Annotated in this window: 15 protein-coding genes; 11 read left to right on the top strand and 4 right to left on the bottom strand. The window is 75.1% G+C overall.

Annotation, left to right across the window (positions count from 1 at the left end; genetic code table 11):
* Positions 1-22: 22 nt before the first annotated feature.
* Entirely contained in the window at positions 23-1,003 is a 981-nt protein-coding gene (locus HS048_RS17780) for an aldo/keto reductase (RefSeq protein WP_196467538.1), read from the bottom strand.
* A gap of 62 nt (positions 1,004-1,065) precedes the next feature.
* Here HS048_RS17780 and HS048_RS17785 point away from each other — a divergent pair, with 62 nt between their 5' ends.
* From HS048_RS17785 to HS048_RS17795, 3 genes are all read left to right on the top strand, one after another.
* The gene (locus HS048_RS17785; RefSeq protein WP_196467539.1) at positions 1,066-1,926 is read left to right on the top strand and encodes a LysR family transcriptional regulator; all 861 of its coding nucleotides are present in this window, start codon (positions 1,066-1,068) and stop codon (positions 1,924-1,926) included.
* Between the two features lie 146 nt (positions 1,927-2,072).
* The gene (locus tag HS048_RS17790) at positions 2,073-2,903 is read left to right on the top strand and encodes an NmrA family NAD(P)-binding protein (RefSeq protein WP_196467540.1); all 831 of its coding nucleotides are present in this window, start codon (positions 2,073-2,075) and stop codon (positions 2,901-2,903) included.
* A gap of 161 nt (positions 2,904-3,064) precedes the next feature.
* Positions 3,065-4,306, top strand: a complete 1,242-nt coding sequence (locus tag HS048_RS17795) for an MFS transporter (RefSeq protein ID WP_196467541.1) — start codon at positions 3,065-3,067, stop codon at positions 4,304-4,306.
* Here the strand turns inward: HS048_RS17795 and HS048_RS17800 are convergent.
* On the bottom strand, positions 4,275-5,204 hold the full coding sequence (locus HS048_RS17800; protein ID WP_196467542.1) for a 3-oxoacyl-ACP reductase: 930 nt from the start codon (positions 5,202-5,204) through the stop codon (positions 4,275-4,277). The two genes, HS048_RS17795 and HS048_RS17800, sit on opposite strands and share 32 nt — an antisense overlap.
* A 226-nt stretch (positions 5,205-5,430) precedes the next feature.
* Between HS048_RS17800 and HS048_RS17805 the strand changes: the two genes are divergently transcribed.
* On the top strand, positions 5,431-6,591 hold the full coding sequence (locus tag HS048_RS17805; RefSeq protein WP_196467543.1) for a steroid 3-ketoacyl-CoA thiolase: 1,161 nt from the start codon (positions 5,431-5,433) through the stop codon (positions 6,589-6,591).
* Here the strand turns inward: HS048_RS17805 and HS048_RS17810 are convergent.
* On the bottom strand, positions 6,575-8,368 hold the full coding sequence (locus HS048_RS17810; protein WP_307832525.1) for a class I adenylate-forming enzyme family protein: 1,794 nt from the start codon (positions 8,366-8,368) through the stop codon (positions 6,575-6,577). The genes HS048_RS17805 and HS048_RS17810 overlap by 17 nt on opposite strands.
* Before the next feature lie 286 nt (positions 8,369-8,654).
* Here HS048_RS17810 and HS048_RS17815 point away from each other — a divergent pair, with 286 nt between their 5' ends.
* The 7 genes from HS048_RS17815 to HS048_RS17845 all read left to right on the top strand — a co-directional run bounded on the left by HS048_RS17815 (position 8,655) and on the right by HS048_RS17845 (position 16,236).
* Positions 8,655-9,416, top strand: coding sequence for an SDR family NAD(P)-dependent oxidoreductase (locus HS048_RS17815; protein WP_196467544.1), 762 nt, complete (start codon positions 8,655-8,657; stop codon positions 9,414-9,416).
* 198 nt (positions 9,417-9,614) lie between these two features.
* On the top strand, positions 9,615-10,862 hold the full coding sequence (locus HS048_RS17820; RefSeq protein ID WP_230880868.1) for an NADH:flavin oxidoreductase: 1,248 nt from the start codon (positions 9,615-9,617) through the stop codon (positions 10,860-10,862).
* Positions 10,863-10,900: 38 nt separating this feature from the next.
* Positions 10,901-12,067: an acyl-CoA dehydrogenase family protein gene (locus tag HS048_RS17825; protein WP_196467546.1), complete on the top strand. Its 1,167-nt coding sequence runs from the start codon at positions 10,901-10,903 to the stop codon at positions 12,065-12,067.
* On the top strand, positions 12,064-13,254 hold the full coding sequence (locus HS048_RS37240; protein ID WP_230880869.1) for an OB-fold domain-containing protein: 1,191 nt from the start codon (positions 12,064-12,066) through the stop codon (positions 13,252-13,254). The genes HS048_RS17825 and HS048_RS37240 overlap by 4 nt, the downstream gene beginning before the upstream one ends.
* Complete coding sequence (locus HS048_RS38540; RefSeq protein ID WP_304609659.1) at positions 13,254-14,492, top strand: acyl-CoA dehydrogenase family protein; 1,239 nt, start codon at positions 13,254-13,256, stop codon at positions 14,490-14,492. Before HS048_RS37240 ends, HS048_RS38540 begins: the two co-directional genes overlap by 1 nt.
* Complete coding sequence (locus HS048_RS17840; protein ID WP_307832526.1) at positions 14,489-15,046, top strand: MaoC family dehydratase; 558 nt, start codon at positions 14,489-14,491, stop codon at positions 15,044-15,046. Before HS048_RS38540 ends, HS048_RS17840 begins: the two co-directional genes overlap by 4 nt.
* Entirely contained in the window at positions 15,043-16,236 is a 1,194-nt protein-coding gene (locus tag HS048_RS17845) for a lipid-transfer protein (RefSeq protein WP_196467547.1), read from the top strand. The genes HS048_RS17840 and HS048_RS17845 overlap by 4 nt, the downstream gene beginning before the upstream one ends.
* Positions 16,237-16,302: 66 nt before the next feature.
* Here the strand turns inward: HS048_RS17845 and HS048_RS17850 are convergent, their stop codons facing one another.
* Positions 16,303-16,743 (bottom strand): MarR family winged helix-turn-helix transcriptional regulator, encoded by a 441-nt coding sequence (locus HS048_RS17850; protein ID WP_068901728.1) that lies wholly within the window; start codon positions 16,741-16,743, stop codon positions 16,303-16,305.
* Positions 16,744-16,890: the final 147 nt, after the last annotated feature.

Consider the following 16,890-nt stretch of genomic DNA (forward strand, 5'->3'; position numbering starts at 1 on the left):
GCGCCGCGGCGACCGGGATCCGTCACAGCAGCGTCCCCCCGGTGACCTCGAAGCCGGCCAGGGCCTCGTCGATCCGGGAGAGGGTGTCGGCGTGCAGGGTGAACCCGGCCGCCGCGACGTTCTCCTCGATGTGGGCGGGGGTGCGGCTGCCGGGGATCGCCACGACGTGCTCGTCCTGGTGGAGCAGCCAGGCCAGCGCGAGCTGGGCCGGAGTGACGCCCAGGTCGACCGCCAGATCGCGGACCGGGGCGTACCGGTCGTTGTTGGCCGCGAGGTTCTCGGCGGAGAAGCGCGGCGCGTGGCGCCGGAAGTCGTCCTCGCCCAGGGCCCGCACGGAACCGGTGAGGAACCCGTTGCCCAGCGGGCTCCAGGCGACGATCCCGACGCCCAGCTCACGCGCGGCGGCGAGCAGTCCGGCGTCGATCGGCCGCCACATCGACCACTCGCTCTGCACCGCCGCGATCGGGTGCACCGCGTGCGCCCTCCTGAGCTGCTCGGCGGTCACGTTGGAGAGCCCGAGGTGCCTGACCAGGCCGTCGCGGACCAGTTCGCCCATCGCCCCGGCCGTCTCCTCGATCGGCACGCCGGGGTCCGGATAGTGTGCGTAGTACAGGTCGATCGCGTCGATCCCCAGGTTCGCCAGGCTCCGCTCCGCGTAGCGGCGCACCAGCCTCGCCTCGCCGTTCACCCTCAGCTCGCCGAAGGAGTAGCCCACGGGGAAGGCCCGGGCGCTCTCGCCCTCCGGTACGGCCAGGCCGAACTTCGTCGCGACGACCACCTCCTCGCGCCGCCCCCTGAGGGCCCGGCCGACGAGCCGCTCGTTGTGCCCGTCCGCTCCGTAGGCGTCGCTGGTGTCCACGTGGGTAGCGCCCGCGTCGAGCGCCGCCCTGATCGCCTTGTCCGCGCGGTCGTCGTCGATGTCGCCGTAGACGCCCGGGGAGAGCACCATGGCGCCGAATCCGATCGCCGGGACCCGCAGGCCCCCGAGTTCGCGTGTCCTCATGCCGACGATCCTGCGGCCCGCCGCGGCTTGCCGTCCAAGATCTTCTGCGATAACCAGAGGGAATGGACGTGCACCTGCGCGAGCTGCGCTACTTCGTCGCCGTGGCCGAGGAACTCAACGTCACCCGCGCCTCGGGCCGGCTGTTCGTGTCGCAGCCCGCGCTGTCCAAGCAGCTCAGGACGCTGGAACGGCAGCTCGGCTTCCCGCTCTTCGACCGGGTGCACGGCGGGATGGCGCTCACCCGGCAGGGCCGGGCCCTGCTGCCCTTCGCCCGCGAGCTGCTCGGGCGGTGGAACGCGGGGGTCGAGGCCGCGCGGGCGGCCGCGCCCAGCGGCACCCTGGTCGTCGGCATGCAGACCGCCGTGGGCCGGGGGATCCAGCAGGAGACCCTGAGGGGGTTCCGGGCGGCCATGCCGGGCTGGGAGCTCTCCCTGCGGCTGGTCAACTGGACCGATCCGAGCGCGGGACTGGCCGACGGCGGCTCCGACGTGGCCTTCGTCTGGCTGCCCGCGGTGGCGGGCGTGGAGACCCGGGTGCTGGCCGTGGAGCGCAGGTTCGTCGCGCTGGCGGACTCCCACCCGCTGGCGGGCAGGGAGGAGATCCCCTTCGACGAGCTGCGGGACGAGGCGTTCATCGCGCTGCCCGCAGAGGCGGGTCCGCTGCGGGACTTCTGGCTGGCGCGGGACGCCAGAGACGACGACCCGGTCATCGCGGCGACGGCGAGCACCGCGGACGAGACCTTCGAGGGGGTCACCGGCGGCCTCGGTGTGGCACTGATCGCGGAGGGAAACGCCTCCCTCTACTCGCGGCCGGGAGTGGTGTACCGGCCGGTGAGCGGGCTGCCGCCGGCCCGGCTGGCCGTCGCCTGGCGCCGGGGCGACCACCGTCCGCAGGTCCGCGCCTTCCTCGACGCGCTGCCATGACCGGCGGCCATGTACGCCGCCCGTGGCCCACCGCGCACCGGTGGGCCGCTTCGCCGAAGAGGCCGACGCGGGTGACGCCGGGCGGGCCTGTTGACCTCAAGTCAAGTCGAGCTTCTAGGGTCGTCGGCGACGGAAGGAGTTCGACCATGACGACACTGGTGACGGGCGCCACCGGGAACACCGGCCGGCACGTGGTGGCGGAGCTGATCCGCCGGGGAGAGCGCGTCCGGGCGCTGACGCGTGATCCGGCCGCGGCCGCGGGCCGGTTCCCGGCCGGCGTCGAGGTGGTTGCCGGCACGCACACCGCGCCGGAGGAACTGGGCGCCGCCCTCGACGGCGTCGGCCGGTTGCACGTCACGGTGACGGCGGGGCTCGCCGAGGCCGGGCCCGAGCTGGTGCGGCGGGCGGTGGACGCGGGGGTACGGCGCATCACCGTGGTGTGGGGAGGTTTCGTGGGGCCGGTCGAGCAGGCCGTGGCCGACTCGGGTGTGGAGTGGACGCGCCTGGAACCGCAGGAGTTCATGTCCAACACGCTGACCTGGACCGAATCGATCCGGACGGAGGGGGTCGTGCGCGAGCCGTACGACCATCCCAGCGCGCTCGTCCACGAGGCCGACATAGGGGCGGTGGCGGCGGTCGCGCTGCTCGACGGCGGCCACGCGGGGCGGGCCTACAACCTCACCGGGCCCGAATCCCTGACCCCTCGGGAAAGGATCGCGACCCTTTCCCGGGCGATCGGCCGGGACATCGCCTTCGTGTCGATCACGCACGAGCAGGCCGTCGACAGGCTGACGGCCACCGGTGTGTCCCGGGCGGACGCCGAATACGTCATCGGCTGGTACGCCGCCGCCGGTGCCGACTCCAGGACCGTCGTCGACACCGTCGAACGGGTGACCGGCCGCCCGGCGCGCACGTTCGCGCAGTGGGCGGCCGAGCACGCGGAACGCTTCCGGACGCCCCGGGTCGCGGCCGGCTGAGCCGGTGGCTCCGGCTGGAGGATTCACGGGGCAGGCCCTAGAATCACGGGCGTGACATGGCGACATTAACCCACCGCTAGAGGTCGACGCGGGGCGCGCTGCCGCGGACCTCCGGGAGCACCGGCTTCCGGACGTCCGAATCGCCCCCAGGGAAAGACCTCATGATCATTTCTTCTTCCCGTGCGCCCGGAACGCGCGCGGGCCGCTTGGCAGCCGCGGTCTACGTCTACACGTTCCTCGACGATCTCATCCTGCTGTACCCGGTGTACGCCCTGCTGTTCGCCGACACCGGGCTGTCCGTCGCCGAGATCTCCTCGCTGTTCGTCATCTGGTCGGTGACCGGCATCGTGCTGGAGGTCCCTTCCGGCGTGTGGGCCGACGCGGTCTCGCGCCGGCTGCTGCTGGTCCTGGCCCCGCTCCCGGCGGCCGCCGGTTACGCCCTCTGGGTCGCCGCCCCCTCCTACTGGGCGTTCGCCCTCGGCTTCGTGCTGTGGGGAATCCGGGGGGCGATGGCCTCGGGAGCCTTCGAGGCGCTCGTGTACGAGGAGCTCGACCGCCTCGGCGAGGCCGGCCGGTACGCCCGGGTCATCGGCCGCGCCGAGGTGGCCGGCATGTGCGGGGTCGCCGCGGCCACCGCGGCCGCGGGCCCGGTGTTCGCCGCCGGAGGCCATGGGGCGCTGGGCGCGGCGAGCGTGCTCGCCTGCCTGCTGTGCTCGGTCGCGGGCCTGGCGTTCCCCGAGCACCGCGCGCGGCGTTCCCCTGAGGAGGACGGCCCGGATGAGGACGGCCCGGACGGCCTCCGCCGGTATGCCGCGGTCCTGCGCGCGGGCCTGGCCGAGGTGCGGGGCGACCGCTCCGTACGGCGGGCGCTGCTGCTCGTCCCCGCGACGGCGGCCGTCTGGGGCGCGCTGGAGGAGTACGTCGCCCTGCTCGCGCAGGAGACCGGCGTCCCCGGGCCCGCCGTACCGCTCTGGGTGCTGCTGGTCTGGTCGGGCGTGACGGCCGGCGCCCTGCTCGCCGGGGCCGGGCACCGGCTGGGCGCCCGGGGGTTCGCGGCGCTGCTCGGACTCGGCGCGCTCGCCCTGGCCGGCGGCGCGCTGAGCGGGCGCCCCGGAGGGCTCGCCGCGGTCGCCGCGGCCTTCTGCGTCTTCCAGCTGGCGAGCGTGACGGCCGACGCGCGGTTGCAGGACGGGATCACCGGACCGAGCCGCGCGACGGTGACCTCCCTGGCGAGCCTGGGCACGGGACTGGCGACGGTCCTCGTCTACGGGCTCTACGCCGCCGCCTCCGCGTTCGCCGGGCACGGCGTCGTCTTCGCGCTGTTCGCCGTGCCGTACGGGCTCCTCGCGCTCGTGCCGGTACGGGGCGCGCTCAGGAGGAGGGGGCGCTCCCCGCTCCCGTAGCGTCGAGCAGCGCCACGTCGTGGGCGGCGAAGGTCTCCTGCGGTCCGCGTCCGCCGAAGTAGGGCGTGAGCAGCCCGTCGAGCTCCTCGACCGAGAACGCGTCGCCGGCGGCGGTGAACCTCCGCTCCACCGTCGGCGGCGCCAGGAGGGCGACCATGTCGCCGTAGACGACGAACACCTGGCCGTTGATCCCGTCCGCCGCGGGGGAGGCCAGGTAGCTCACGAAGGTCCCCACCCGGTCCGGGTCCAGGGGGTCGGGCCCGCCGGCGGGCGCGCTCTCACCGAACACGCCCGCCGTCATGGCGGTGCGGGCCCGGGGGCAGATCGCGTTGGCGCGCACGCCGTACCGGGCCAGGCCCTGGGCGGTCGCGAGGGTCAGCGCGGTGATGCCGGCCTTGGCGGCGGCGTAGTTCGGCTGGCCCGGGGAGCCGAAGAGGAACGCCTCGGAGGAGGTGTTGACGACGCGCCCGTAGACCGGCCCGCCGGCGGCCTTGCTCGCCGCGCGCCAGTGCGCGGCCGCCGCGCGCGACACCGCGGCGTGGCCCTTGAGGTGGACGCGGACGACCTCGTCCCAGTCGGACTCGGTGAGGTTGAACAGCATCCGGTCGCGGAGCACGCCCGCGTTGTTCACCACGATGTCCAGGCTGCCGAAGACCTCCACGGCGGTCCGCACGAGAAGCCCGCCGGTGGACCACTCGCCGACGTCGCCGGTCACCGCGACGGCCCTGCGGCCGAGCGCCTCGATCTCGGCGGCGACGTCGCCGGCGCCCGGCCCGACGTCGTTGACGACGACGTTCGCGCCGCGCCGGGCCAGCGCCAGCGCCTCGCTGCGGCCGAGCCCGGCGCCCGCGCCGGTGACGACGGCGGTCCTGCCCTCCAGGGTGACGTCCACGCTCATGTCCTCGGCTCCCGTCGTGCGCGGTCACGGTGGAGGGAAAACTAGTACGCGTTCCTTTCCGATCGGCGGCACCGCACCACTCAGTGGGACGCGAGGCGTACGGAAGGGGAATCCGTTCTAGCCTCGCGCCGTGGAGCCGGGCCCGGCGGCCGGTCCGCGGGCCGGTCCCGGCCGCCCGCCCGCCCGTGCGTCCCTCCGGCGGGACCGACCGAAACGAGGAGAAGCCATGGCCGAAGCCGTCATCGTCGACGCCGCGCGCACGCCGGTCGGCCGCCGCAGGGGCGCGCTGTCCGGGCTGCACCCGGCCGAGCTGCTCGGCCTCGTCCAGAAGGGCCTGCTGGAGCGCGCCGGAGTGGACCCGGCCGGGATCGGCCAGGTCGTCGGCGGCTGCGTCACCCAGGCGGGGGAGCAGTCGAACAACGTCACCCGCCAGGCCTGGCTGCACGCCGGCCTGCCGTACGGCACGGCCTGCACGACGATCGACTGCGCGTGCGGCTCCTCCCAGCAGGCCGTCCACCTCGTCGCCGGGCTGATCGCGTCCGGCGCGATCGACGCCGGGATCGGCTGCGGGGTCGAGTCCATGAGCCGCGTCTTCCTCGGCCAGGCGATCACCCCAGAGACCGGCAGCCCCCGCCCGGAGGGCTGGTCGGTGGACATGCCCGACCAGTTCACCGCCGCCGAGCGCATCGCGGAGAGACGGGGGATCACCCGCGCCGACACCGACGCCCTCGGCCTGGCCTCGCAGCGCCGCGCCGCCGCCGCGTGGGCCGAGGGGCGGTTCGACGGCCAGATCGTCCCGGTCGAGGCGCCCGTCGTGGGCCCGGAGGGGCCGACGGGTGAGACCGCCGTCGTCACCCGCGACCAGGGACTGCGCGAGACGAGCGCCGAGGCCCTGGCGAAGCTGAAGCCCGTCGTGCCGGGTGGCGTGCACACCGCCGGCACCACCTCGCAGATCAGCGACGGCGCGGCGGCCGTGCTCCTGACGAGCATGGACAGGGCCCGCGCCCTCGGACTCCGGCCCCGGGCCCGCATCGTGGCCTCGGGCATGGTCGGCTCCGACCCCTACTACCACCTGGACGGGCCGGTGCAGGCCACCGAGCACGTGCTCCGCGCGGCCGGGATGACGCTGTCCGACATCGACCTGGTGGAGATCAACGAGGCGTTCGCCTCGGTGGTGCTCTCCTGGGCCCGGGTCCACAGGGCCGACATGGACCGGGTCAACGTCAACGGCGGCGCGATCGCCCTCGGGCACGCGGTCGGCGCCACCGGCGCCCGGCTGGTCACCCAGGCCCTGCACGAGCTGGAGCGATCGGACCGGTCGACCGCCCTGGTCACCATGTGCGCCGGCGGCGCCCACGCCACGGCCACCGTCATCGAGCGGATCTGACGGTTCCCGCAGTCCGGCCGCCGCGGGCGCTTCCGGGACTTCCCGGGCTCCCGGCGTCTCCGGCGTCTCCGGCGTCTCCGGTGCTTCCGGCCGTTCCGGCGGCGGAGCGCTCGACCTCGGGGCGGACCACCTTGCCGGTCGCGTTGCGGGGGAGAGGGGCGGCGGTGATCCGCCACCTGGCCGGGACCTTGAAGTAGGCCAGCCGCTCCGCGGCGTACGCCCGCAGCTCGTCCTCGCCGACCGGCCGCCCGCCACCGGTGACGACCACCGCCGCGACCTCCTGGCCCAGGTCCGGATGGGGCACGCCGACGACGGCGCACTCGCGGACGCCGGGATGCTCCGCCAGGACGCCCTCCACCTCGGCGGGGTAGACGTTCTCCCCGCCGCGGATGATCAGATCGGAGCGCCTGCCGGTGAGGCGGAGCCGTCCCCCCTCGACCGTGCCGATGTCACCGGTGTGCAGCCACCGGTCCTCGCGGAGCGCGTTCCGGGTGGCCTCCGGGTCCCGCCAGTAGCCGAGCATGTTGAACGGGCTGCGCACGCAGACCTCGCCCTCCTCGCCCTCGGGCAGCGCTCCGCCGTCCGGGCCGCGGATCTCCAGCTGCACGGTCGCGACGGGACGGCCCAGCGTGCCGGGCGCCTCCGCGAGGTCCGCGGGCGTGGCCACCGAGACGGCGGTCGAGGACTCGGTCAGCCCGTAGCTGTCGACCAGGGCGTGCCGCGCGACCGGCAGGGCCGCCCTCAGCCGCTCCTTGAACGCGGGCGAGGACGGCGCGGAGGCCAGGGCGAAGGCGGTCAGCGACGACAGGTCGTACCCCGACAGGTCGCCGTGCTCGACCAGCCGGTGCGCCATGGTGGGCACCGCGCCCCAGTTGGTGACCCGCTCCCGCTCGATCAGCCGCAGCACCCGCTCCACGTCGAAGGCGCCCAGGTGCATGACGACGGCGCTGCCGGTCGCCAGGCGCGGCACGGCCAGGTTGTGCAGGCCGGCGATGTGGAACAGCGGCAGCGCCAGCAGATGGCGCCTGTCGGCCGGATCGGCCGGGTCGCCGAACGCGCGGGCCACGGCGTCGTTGAGCCGGTGGTACTCGATGACCGAGGTGAGGTTCCGGTGCGAGTGCACCGCCCCCTTCGGCCGCCCGGACGTCCCGCTGGTGTACAGGATGACCGCCGGATCGTCCTCGGCGGCGCCGCACTCCGGCGGGACCGCGTCCGGGAACAGGGCGGCCAGGCGGGGGACGTCCTCCTCGGCGCTCAGGACGGCCGGACCGCCCCGGGCGCCGTTCCCGCCGTCCCGCAGGCCGTCCCCGACCGCCGCCGCCCGCCCGGCGTCCGCGACGACCACCTTCGGCCCGGCGTGCTCCAGCGCGTACGCGATCTCGCGCCGCGTCCACCAGGCGTTGCAGCCCACGGCGACGGCGCCCAGCGCGACCGTGGCCCAGAACGCGACGATCCAGGCGGGGGAGTTGGCCGCGACGATCGCGACGCGGTCGCCCGCGCGCACGCCGTACTCCTGGCGGAGCGCCCGCGCCAGCGACGCGGCCCGTACGGCGTGCGCGGCGAAGCTCAGCCGCTCGTGCTCGGTCACCACGTAGTCGCGGTCGCCGAACCGGGCCGACGCGGCGAGCACCTCGCCGAGGTTCCCGTGCCGGTGGGCGAACACCCGCATCCGCGAGCCGAGCACCTCCTCCTCGACCAGCTCGAACTCGCCGCCGGGGCCGGTCAGCCGCGCCATGATCTCCGCCGCGGCGGCTCCCGGGTCCGCAGGTACGGTCACCGTCTCCCCCTCCTCCCGCCGGATCGGGAAGGCCCCGCCCGGCACGCGGCCATGGGCACCGACCGGTACGGGGCCGTGGGCACGGCCCGGCACGCGGTCACGGCCGCCCATTGTGACCGCCGGCGGCGGCGCGGGACGAGGAGTCCCGGTCACCGGGACCGCCGCGCCGCGCCGTCCGCCGTGTGCCGGGAGCAGGCTCCCGGTGAGCGGGACCTCCCGCCACCGGGGGAGCGCCGCCGTCCCACCATTGCGGGTCGGCGGCGGCTGCAGCGAGACGGGAGAACGGGTGGGAAGCCTCGACGGCAAGACCGCGATCGTGACCGGAGCCGGGCAGGGGGTGGGGCGGGGCATCGCGCTCGCCCTCGCCTCGGAGGGCGCGTCCGTCGCGGTGCTCGGCCGGACCCCGGCCAAGCTGGAGAAGACCTGCGGGCTGATCCGCGAACGCGGGGCGGAGGCGGAGCCGTTCCCGTGCGACGTGAGCGACACCGATGCCGTCCCGGACGTCGTGGCGCGGGTGGCGGCGCGGTTCGGCGGGATCGACATCCTGGTCAACAACGCCTACTCGGGTGCGTTCGGCCCGCTGCTCGCGATGAGCGACGACGACTTCCAACGGGGCTTCCGCAGCGGTCCCTTCGCGGCCTTCGCCTTCATGCGGGCCTGCCACCCGCACCTGAAGCGGCGGGGCGGCGGCAGCATCGTCAACCTGGTCAGCTCGGCCATGGTCCGCTGGGACCCGAGCACCTACGGCGCCTACGCCGCCGCCAAGCAGGCCATCCGGTCGCTGACCCGGACGGCCGCGGCGGAGTGGGGCGCCGACGGCATCCGCGCCAACTCCATCGCCCCGCACGCGCTCTCCCCGGGACTGCGGTGGTGGATGGAGGCCAACCCCGCGGAGGCGGAGGAGTTCCGCAGGACGATCCCGCTCGGCTACGTCGGGGACTGCGAGGAGGACATCGGGCGGGCCGTGGTGGCGCTCGTCGGCCCCGGCATGCGCTACCTCACCGGCGCCACCGTCCCACTCGACGGCGGGCAGGCCAACTTCGGCTGACGACCGTCTCCGGCCGACGACCGTGCCGGCTCCCGGATGCGGCGAGTCCAGGGTGCCGCGTCCGGCGCGGCGGACGCCCCTACCGGCGGGCCCCGCACCGGCGGCGCTCCCGGTCAGCGGGACCGGTCCGGGAGCCGGGCGGTCCCGACGGTTAACGTCGACGGCGCCGCCCGACCGGGTGCGCGGACGGAGGATCCCTTGACCGGCACAGCACCCCCCGGCGGTGACGTCCCGGACGTGCTCGCCCCGGCGAGGCTCGGGCCGGTGACCCTGCGCAACCGCGTCATCAAGGCGGCCACCTACGAAGGGCTCACCAGGAAGGGCCTGGTCACCGACGAGCTCATCGCGTTCCACGTCCGGCACGCGGCCGGCGGCGTCGGGATGACCACGGTCGCCTACTGCGCGGTCGCCCCCGAAGGCCGGACGGACCGGCGGCAGATCGTGTGGCGCCCCGAGGCGCTGCCCGGCCTGCGCAGGCTGACCGAGGCCGTGCACGCCGAGGGGGCGGCGGTCTCCGCGCAGATCGGCCATGCCGGCCCGGTCGCCGACCCCCGATCCAACCGCGCGCCCGCCCTCGCGCCGAGCAGGCGCTTCCACGCCGCCACCGCGACCTTCACCAGGGCGGCGACCCGCGACGACCTCACCCGGATCGTGCGGGCCCACGCCGGTGCGGCGGCGATGGCCGCCGAGGCGGGATTCGACGCCGTCGAGATCCACCTCGGGCACAACTACCTGGCCAGTTCCTTCCTGAGCCCGCGGCTCAACCGTCGCACCGACTCCTACGGCGGCGACCTGGCGGGCCGGGCCCGCCTCTGCCTGGAGACCGCCCGCGCGGTCCGCGACGCGACCGGCGGCCGGATCGCGGTCCTGGCGAAGCTGAACATGGACGACGGGGTGCGCGGCGGCCTCCGGATCGACGAGGCGGCCGAGGTCGCCCGCCTGCTGGAGCGGGACGGCTCCCTGGACGCCCTCGAACTCACCGCCGGCAGCTCGCTGCTCAACCCCATGTACCTGTTCCGGGGCGAGGCGCCGCTGAAGGAGTTCGCCGCGGCCATGCGCCCGCCGCTGCGGCTCGGCGTCCGGCTGTTCGGCGGACTGCTCCTGCACGACCACCCCTACCGGGACGCCTACCTGCTCGAGGACGCGCGGCGGATCCGCGCGGCGGTGGACCTGCCGCTCGTCCTGGTCGGCGGGATCACGAACCGGCGGACCATGGACCGGGCGATGCGGGAGGGGTTCCAGTTCGTCGCCATGGCCCGGGCGCTGCTGCGCGAACCGGACCTGGTCGAGCGGATCCGGGCCGACGCGGGAACCGAATCCTCCTGCGTGCACTGCAACAAGTGCATGGCGGCGATCTACGGCGGCACCCGCTGCGTGCTCGACGATCCACCGGCCCCGCGCGGCCCCGCCGCGGGCGGCACGGGCAGGCGGGCCACCGCCCCCTGAAAACGGTGGCGGGCGACTTCTCGGGAAGGAGAGCGGACATGGACCTGCGGGAGACCGCCGCGCAACGGCGGCTCCGCACGGAGCTGCGGAGCTACTTCGCGGACCTGCTGCCGGAGGACGAGCGCCGCCGCGCGGGCGAGGAGGGCGTGGGCGGGGACCGCTTCCGCGAGGTGGTCCGCCGGCTCGGCGCCGACGGCTGGCTCGGCCTCGGCTGGCCGGTCGAGTACGGCGGGCAGGGCCGGTCGGCCGAGGACCAGTACGTCTTCTTCGACGAGGTCCAGCGGGCCGGGATCCCGTTCCCGTTCGTCACCGTCAACACGGTCGGCCCCACGCTGATGCGCCACGGCTCCGAGGAGCAGCGCCGCCGCCTCCTGCCCGGCATCCTCTCCGGCGACGTCGTCTTCGCCATCGGCTACACCGAGCCCGGCGCCGGAACCGACCTGGCGTCGCTGACGACCCGCGCGGTCCGCGACGGCGACGAGTTCGTCGTCGACGGGGCCAAGGTCTTCACCAGCGGCGCGAACACCGCCGACCACATCTGGCTGGCCTGCCGTACCGATCCCGGCGCCCCGAAGCACCGGGGCATCTCGATCCTGATCGTTCCCACCAGCGCTCCCGGCTTCTCCTGGAGCCCCATCCGGACGGTCGGCGGGATGACCGTGACCGCCACCTACTACAGCGGCGTTCGGGTGCCCGCGAGCGCGGTCGTCGGCGAGGTCGACGGCGGCTGGGGCCTGATCACCACCCAGCTCAACCACGAGCGGATCGGTCTGGCGGCGCTCGGCGGGCGGATGATCCGGCTCTGGGAGGACGTCCTCGCCTGGGCCGGGGAGAACGGCGCGCTCGACCTGCCCTGGGTACGGCGCGACCTCGCCCGCGCCCACGCCCGGCTGGAGGCGATGCGCCTGCTGAACTGGAAGATGGCCAGCGCGGTCGAGCGGGGCGTGCTCTCCGGCGCGGACGCGGGCGCGGCCAAGGTCTACGGCACCGAGACCCACATCGACGTGCAGCGGACGCTGACCGGGATCCTCGGCGCGGCCGGCCGGATCCGCCCGGAGTCGCCCGGCGCGGTGCTCGCCGGGCAGATCGAGCAGCTGTCCAGGCAGGGCATCGTCAACACCTTCGGCGGCGGCGTCAACGAGGTCCTCAGGGACATGGTCGCGACCCAGGGGCTGGGCCTGCCCCGGCGGGGACGAGCCGCATGAGCGGGCGGACCGGTGGTCCGGCGGCGTCCGCGGGACCGGGCTCCGAGACGCCGGAGGACCGCGCGGACGGCCGCGCGTCGCCGGGGGGTCGTGCGGACGGCCACGCGTCGCCGGAGGACCGCGCGGACGGTTACGAGGAGCGGCTGCAGGCGTTCACCGGACGGGAGCTGTCCCCGCTCCGGCTCGGCCCGGACCCGGTCAATCTGCCGATGATCCGGCACTGGGCCGAGGCGATGGAGGACGGCAACCCGGTCCACCTCGACGAGGCGGCGGCCCGCGCCGCGGGCAGGCCCGGTGTCGTCGCCCCCGCCTCCATGGTTCAGGCCTGGACGATGCCGGGGTACGCCGCCAGGAGGTCGCAGCGGACAGGCACCTACGGTGAGCTGCTCACCCTGCTGGAGGAGGGCGGATACACCTCGGTGGTGGCGACCGACTCGGAGTTCGAGTTCCACCGGGAGCTCGTCCCCGGGGACCGCGTCGGCGTCGAGGAGGTCGTCGAGTCGATCTCCCCGGAGAAGGCCACCGCCCTCGGTGCGGGGCGTTTCGTGACCACGCTGAAGACCTACCGCGACGGCGGCGGCGAGGTCGTGGCCGTCCAGCGCTGGCGCATCCTGTGGTTCGACCCCGCCAGGAGGCCCGGCGGAGGCCCGGACGGGGAAGGGCGCCGGGAGCAGGCCGGACAGGGCGGGAAGGAACGGAGCGGACAGGGCGGGAAGGAGCCCTCCGGTGCCGCCGGAGGGGAGTCCCGGTCCGAGGCCGGGCGGGACGGAGGACCCGGAGCGCTGCGGCCCCGGCCCGCGCTCAACCGGGACAACGCGTTCTGGTTCGAGGCCGCTCGCGGGCACCGGCTGGTGATCCAGCGCTGCGCCGGGTGCAAGGCCCTCCGGCACCCGCCCGGCCCCTGCTGCCCGCGGTGCGGCTGCTTCGACTGGGACACCGTCGAGGCCTCCGGTCGCGGACACGTGTACAGCTACGTGGTCAACCACCACCCGCGCCACCCCGCCTTCGAGTTCCCGCTGGTCGTCGCCCTCGTCGAGCTCGCCGAGGGCACCCGGCTCATCACCGGCCTGACCGGTGTCGCCCCCGAGGCCGTCAAGATCGGCATGCCCGTCGTCCTCGACTGGATCGACCCCGACCCCGATCTGTCGCTCCCGGTGTTCCGGCCGGCCGGACAGGAGGAGAGCTGATGGACTTCACCCTCGGCGAGGAACTGGAGGCGGTCCGCGACCTGGCGCGGGAGGTCTTCACCGACCGCGCCGCCACCGAACGGGTCCGCGCCGTCGAGGGCTCCCCGGACCGGATCGACGAGGACCTCTGGACCGAGCTGGCCAAGACCGGTCTGCTCGGCGTCGCCCTGCCCGAGGAGTACGGCGGCGCCGGGCTGGGACCGGCCGCGCTCTGCGTCCTGCTGGAGGAGCAGGGTCGCCGGGTGGCCCCCGTACCGGTCTGGCCGGCGCTCGTCGGTGCGCTCGCGGTCGCCGCGCACGGTACGGCGGAGCAGCACCGCGACCTGCTGCCGAGGGTCGTGGACGGGTCGGTGCGGCTCACCGTGGCGCTGGAGGAGTTCGGCCCGCACGAGCCGCGCGCGCCGGAGTGCACGGCCCGGCCGGACGGGAGCGCGGACGGCGGCTGGCGGCTGACGGGTGTGAAGGCGGTCGTGCCCTCGCCCTCCGGGGCCGCCCACGTGCTCGTCTCCGCGACCGCCGAGACCGGGACCGGTCTGTTCCTGGTCGCCACCGGAACCGACCGGACCGGCCACGCCGATCGAACCGACCGCGCCGACCGCGCCGCCGAAGGCCCCGAAGCCGACCGGGCCGACCGGGCGGACGGCGCCGGCCGTACCGGCGGGCCCGGCAGGGCCGATGGCGTCGCCTGGGAGCGGGTCGAGACCACGAGCCGGGACCTCGCCGGCAACCTGGTGCTGACCGGGGCGGCCGCGCAGGCGGTCGGCCTCCCCGGTGCGGGGGCCGTCGAGCGCACCGTCGAGCTCGCCTCGGTCGCCCTGGCCGCCCTCCAACTGGGCGTCGCCGAGGGCGCGCTGCGGCTGGCCGCCGGCCACCTCGCCGCGCGGGAGCAGTTCGGCCGCCCGTTGGCCACGTTCCAGGCGGTCCAGCACCAGCTCGCCGACTGCTACATCGAGCTCGACGCCATGCGGGTCTGCCTCTGGCGGGCCGTCTGCGCGATCGGGGAGGAGCCCGAGGCGGCGGCCGTGCCGGTCGCGGTCGCGGAGTGGTGGGCCGCGGAGGCCGGGCTGAACGTGGTCCACCGGGTCCAGCACGTGCACGGCGGGATCGGCGTCGACGTCGACTACCCGGTGCATCGCCACTTCCTGTGGGGACGGCAGATAGCCGGCACCCTGGGCGGGGCGAGCGCCGTACTGGCCCGGCTCGGCGACGCGCTGGCGGACGGGAGGGCGGCGTCGTGACCCCGCCGCGCTCCAGGACGTACGACGAGGTCGCGGTGGGCGACACGCTGGAGGAGCTGGTGATCCCGCTGACCAGGACCATGATCGTCGCGACCGCGATCGCCACCCGCGACTACCAGGACGTGCACCACGATCCCGAGCTGGCGGTCGCCCGGGGCTCGAAGGACGTCTTCATGAACATCCTGACCACCAACGGCCTGGTCGAACGGTTCGTCACCGCGTGGGCGGGGCCCGCCGCCGTCGTCACGGCCATCAGGATCCGGCTCGGCGCGCCCAACCACCCAGGCGACACCATGGTGCTGACCGGCGCCGTCACGGCCAAGGACGACGGGGACGGCCGGGTCGAGGTGGCCGTCCGCGGCGCCAACGGCCTGGGCGCCCACGTGATGGGCACCGTCATCGTACGGCTCCCGCGCGGTGGCCGTTCCGGAACCGGTCCCGCCGACAGGGAGGGCGGTCCTCCGAGGAACGACGGTCGCCCGGAGAGCGACGGTCGCCTGGAGGGCGGGCCGTACGGCGGGGGACGTCGGCCGGGGAAGGAGGGCGCCGCATGACCCGGCGCGACCGTCCCGGACCGCTCTCCGGCGCCGCCGCGATCGCCGGCATCGGCGCCACCGAGTTCTCCAAGGACTCCGGGCGCAGCGAGCTCCGGCTGGCCTGCGAGGCGGTGCTGGCCGCCGTCGCCGACGCCGGGCTGGAACCGTCCGACGTCGACGGGCTGGTGACGTTCACCGCCGACACCAACTCCGAGATCCACGTCGCCCGCAGCACCGGCATCGGCGAGCTGCGGTTCTTCTCCCGGGTCGGTTACGGCGGCGGGGCCGCCTGCGGCACCGTCCAGCAGGCCGCGATGGCCGTCGCCGCCGGCGTCGCCGACGTCGTCGTCTGCTACCGCGCCTTCAATGAGCGCTCCGGCGTGCGCTACGGCCTCGGCCAGGCGGACCGGCCGGCGGACACCGGCGCCGACGGCGCGGCCTACTCCTGGATCACCCCGTTCGGCCTGTCCACGCCCGCCCAGTGGGTCGCGATGTTCGCCCGCCGCTACATGCACGAGTACGGCGCCACCAGCGAGGACTTCGGCCGGGTCGCCGTGGTGGACAGGAAGCACGCGGCGGTCAACCCGGCCGCCTGGTTCCACGGGCGGCCGATCACCCTCGCCGACCACCAGGCCTCCCGCTGGATCGCCGAGCCGCTGCGCCTGCTGGACTGCTGCCAGGAGAGCGACGGCGGTCAGGCCCTGGTCGTCGTCTCGGCCGAGCGGGCCCGCGACCTGCCGCACCCGCCTGCGGTCGTCCGCGCGGCGGCGCAGGGCTCCGGCGCGGACCAGCACATGATGACCAGCTACTACCGGCCGTCGATCACCGGCATCCCGGAGCTGGGACTGGTCGGCCGGGAGCTGTACGCGCAGAGCGGCCTGGGGCCGGACGACGTCGGCGCGGCGGTCCTGTACGACCACTTCACCCCGCTGGTGCTCCCGCAGCTGGAGGAGCTCGGCTTCTGCGCCCGGGGAGAGGCCAGGCACTTCATCGCCGACGGGCATCTGGAGCTCGGCGGGCGGCTGCCCTGCAACACCCACGGCGGCCAGCTCGGCGAGGCCTACCTGCACGGCATGAACGGCGTCGCCGAGGCCGTGCGCCTGGTCCGCGGCACCTCGGTCAACCAGCCCGCCGCGCCCGGCGACGTGATCGTCACCGCGGGCACGGGCGTGCCCACCAGCGGCCTCATCCTGGGCCCGGACAGGTGAGCGCGGGCGCTCGCGGACGCGTCACGGAGGCCGGGCGGCCGCCCGCGCGCCGCCGGCGGCCGGTGCTCACCCCCGCCGGTGGTGCGCGAGCAGCCGGGTGAGCAGGTCGGCCAAGGTCCGCCTCTCCTCGGCCGGGAGCGGCTCGAGCAGCTCCTCCTGCGCCCTGTCGAGCGCCCGGTCCATGCGCCGCAGCTGACCCTCGCCCGCCGGGGTGAGGGTCACCAGGTTGCGTCTCCGGTCGTCCGGGTCCGGCGTCCGCTCGACGAAACCCCGCCCGGCCAGTTCGTTGACCGCCGCCACCACGTCGCTGCGGTCCATGTTGCACCGGCGGCCGAGCTCGGCCTGACTCGCCACCCCGAACTCCTCCAGCGCGGCCAGGATCCGGTAGTGGTATCCGCGCGCGCCCACCTCGCCGAAGCCGTCCGAAGCCAGCCGGTGGGCGTGCACCGCGAGCTGGGTGAGCAGCCAGCTCGGTCTGCCGGCCAGGCGTGCGGGTGTCTCCTCCACGACAGCCACCCTACATCGTTGGCCAAGCCAACGAATGCATGTACAGTTGGTGCCGCCAACGTTGGACGCGCCAACGGAAAGGGAGGGTCATGTCCACGCACGCACTGATCACCGACCGCGTCGGGATCACCGGCCCGTCCGCCCCCT

This window comes from Planomonospora sp. ID91781, from assembly GCF_015711595.1.
GTDB classification, from domain to species: Bacteria; Actinomycetota; Actinomycetes; order Streptosporangiales; family Streptosporangiaceae; genus Planomonospora; species Planomonospora parontospora.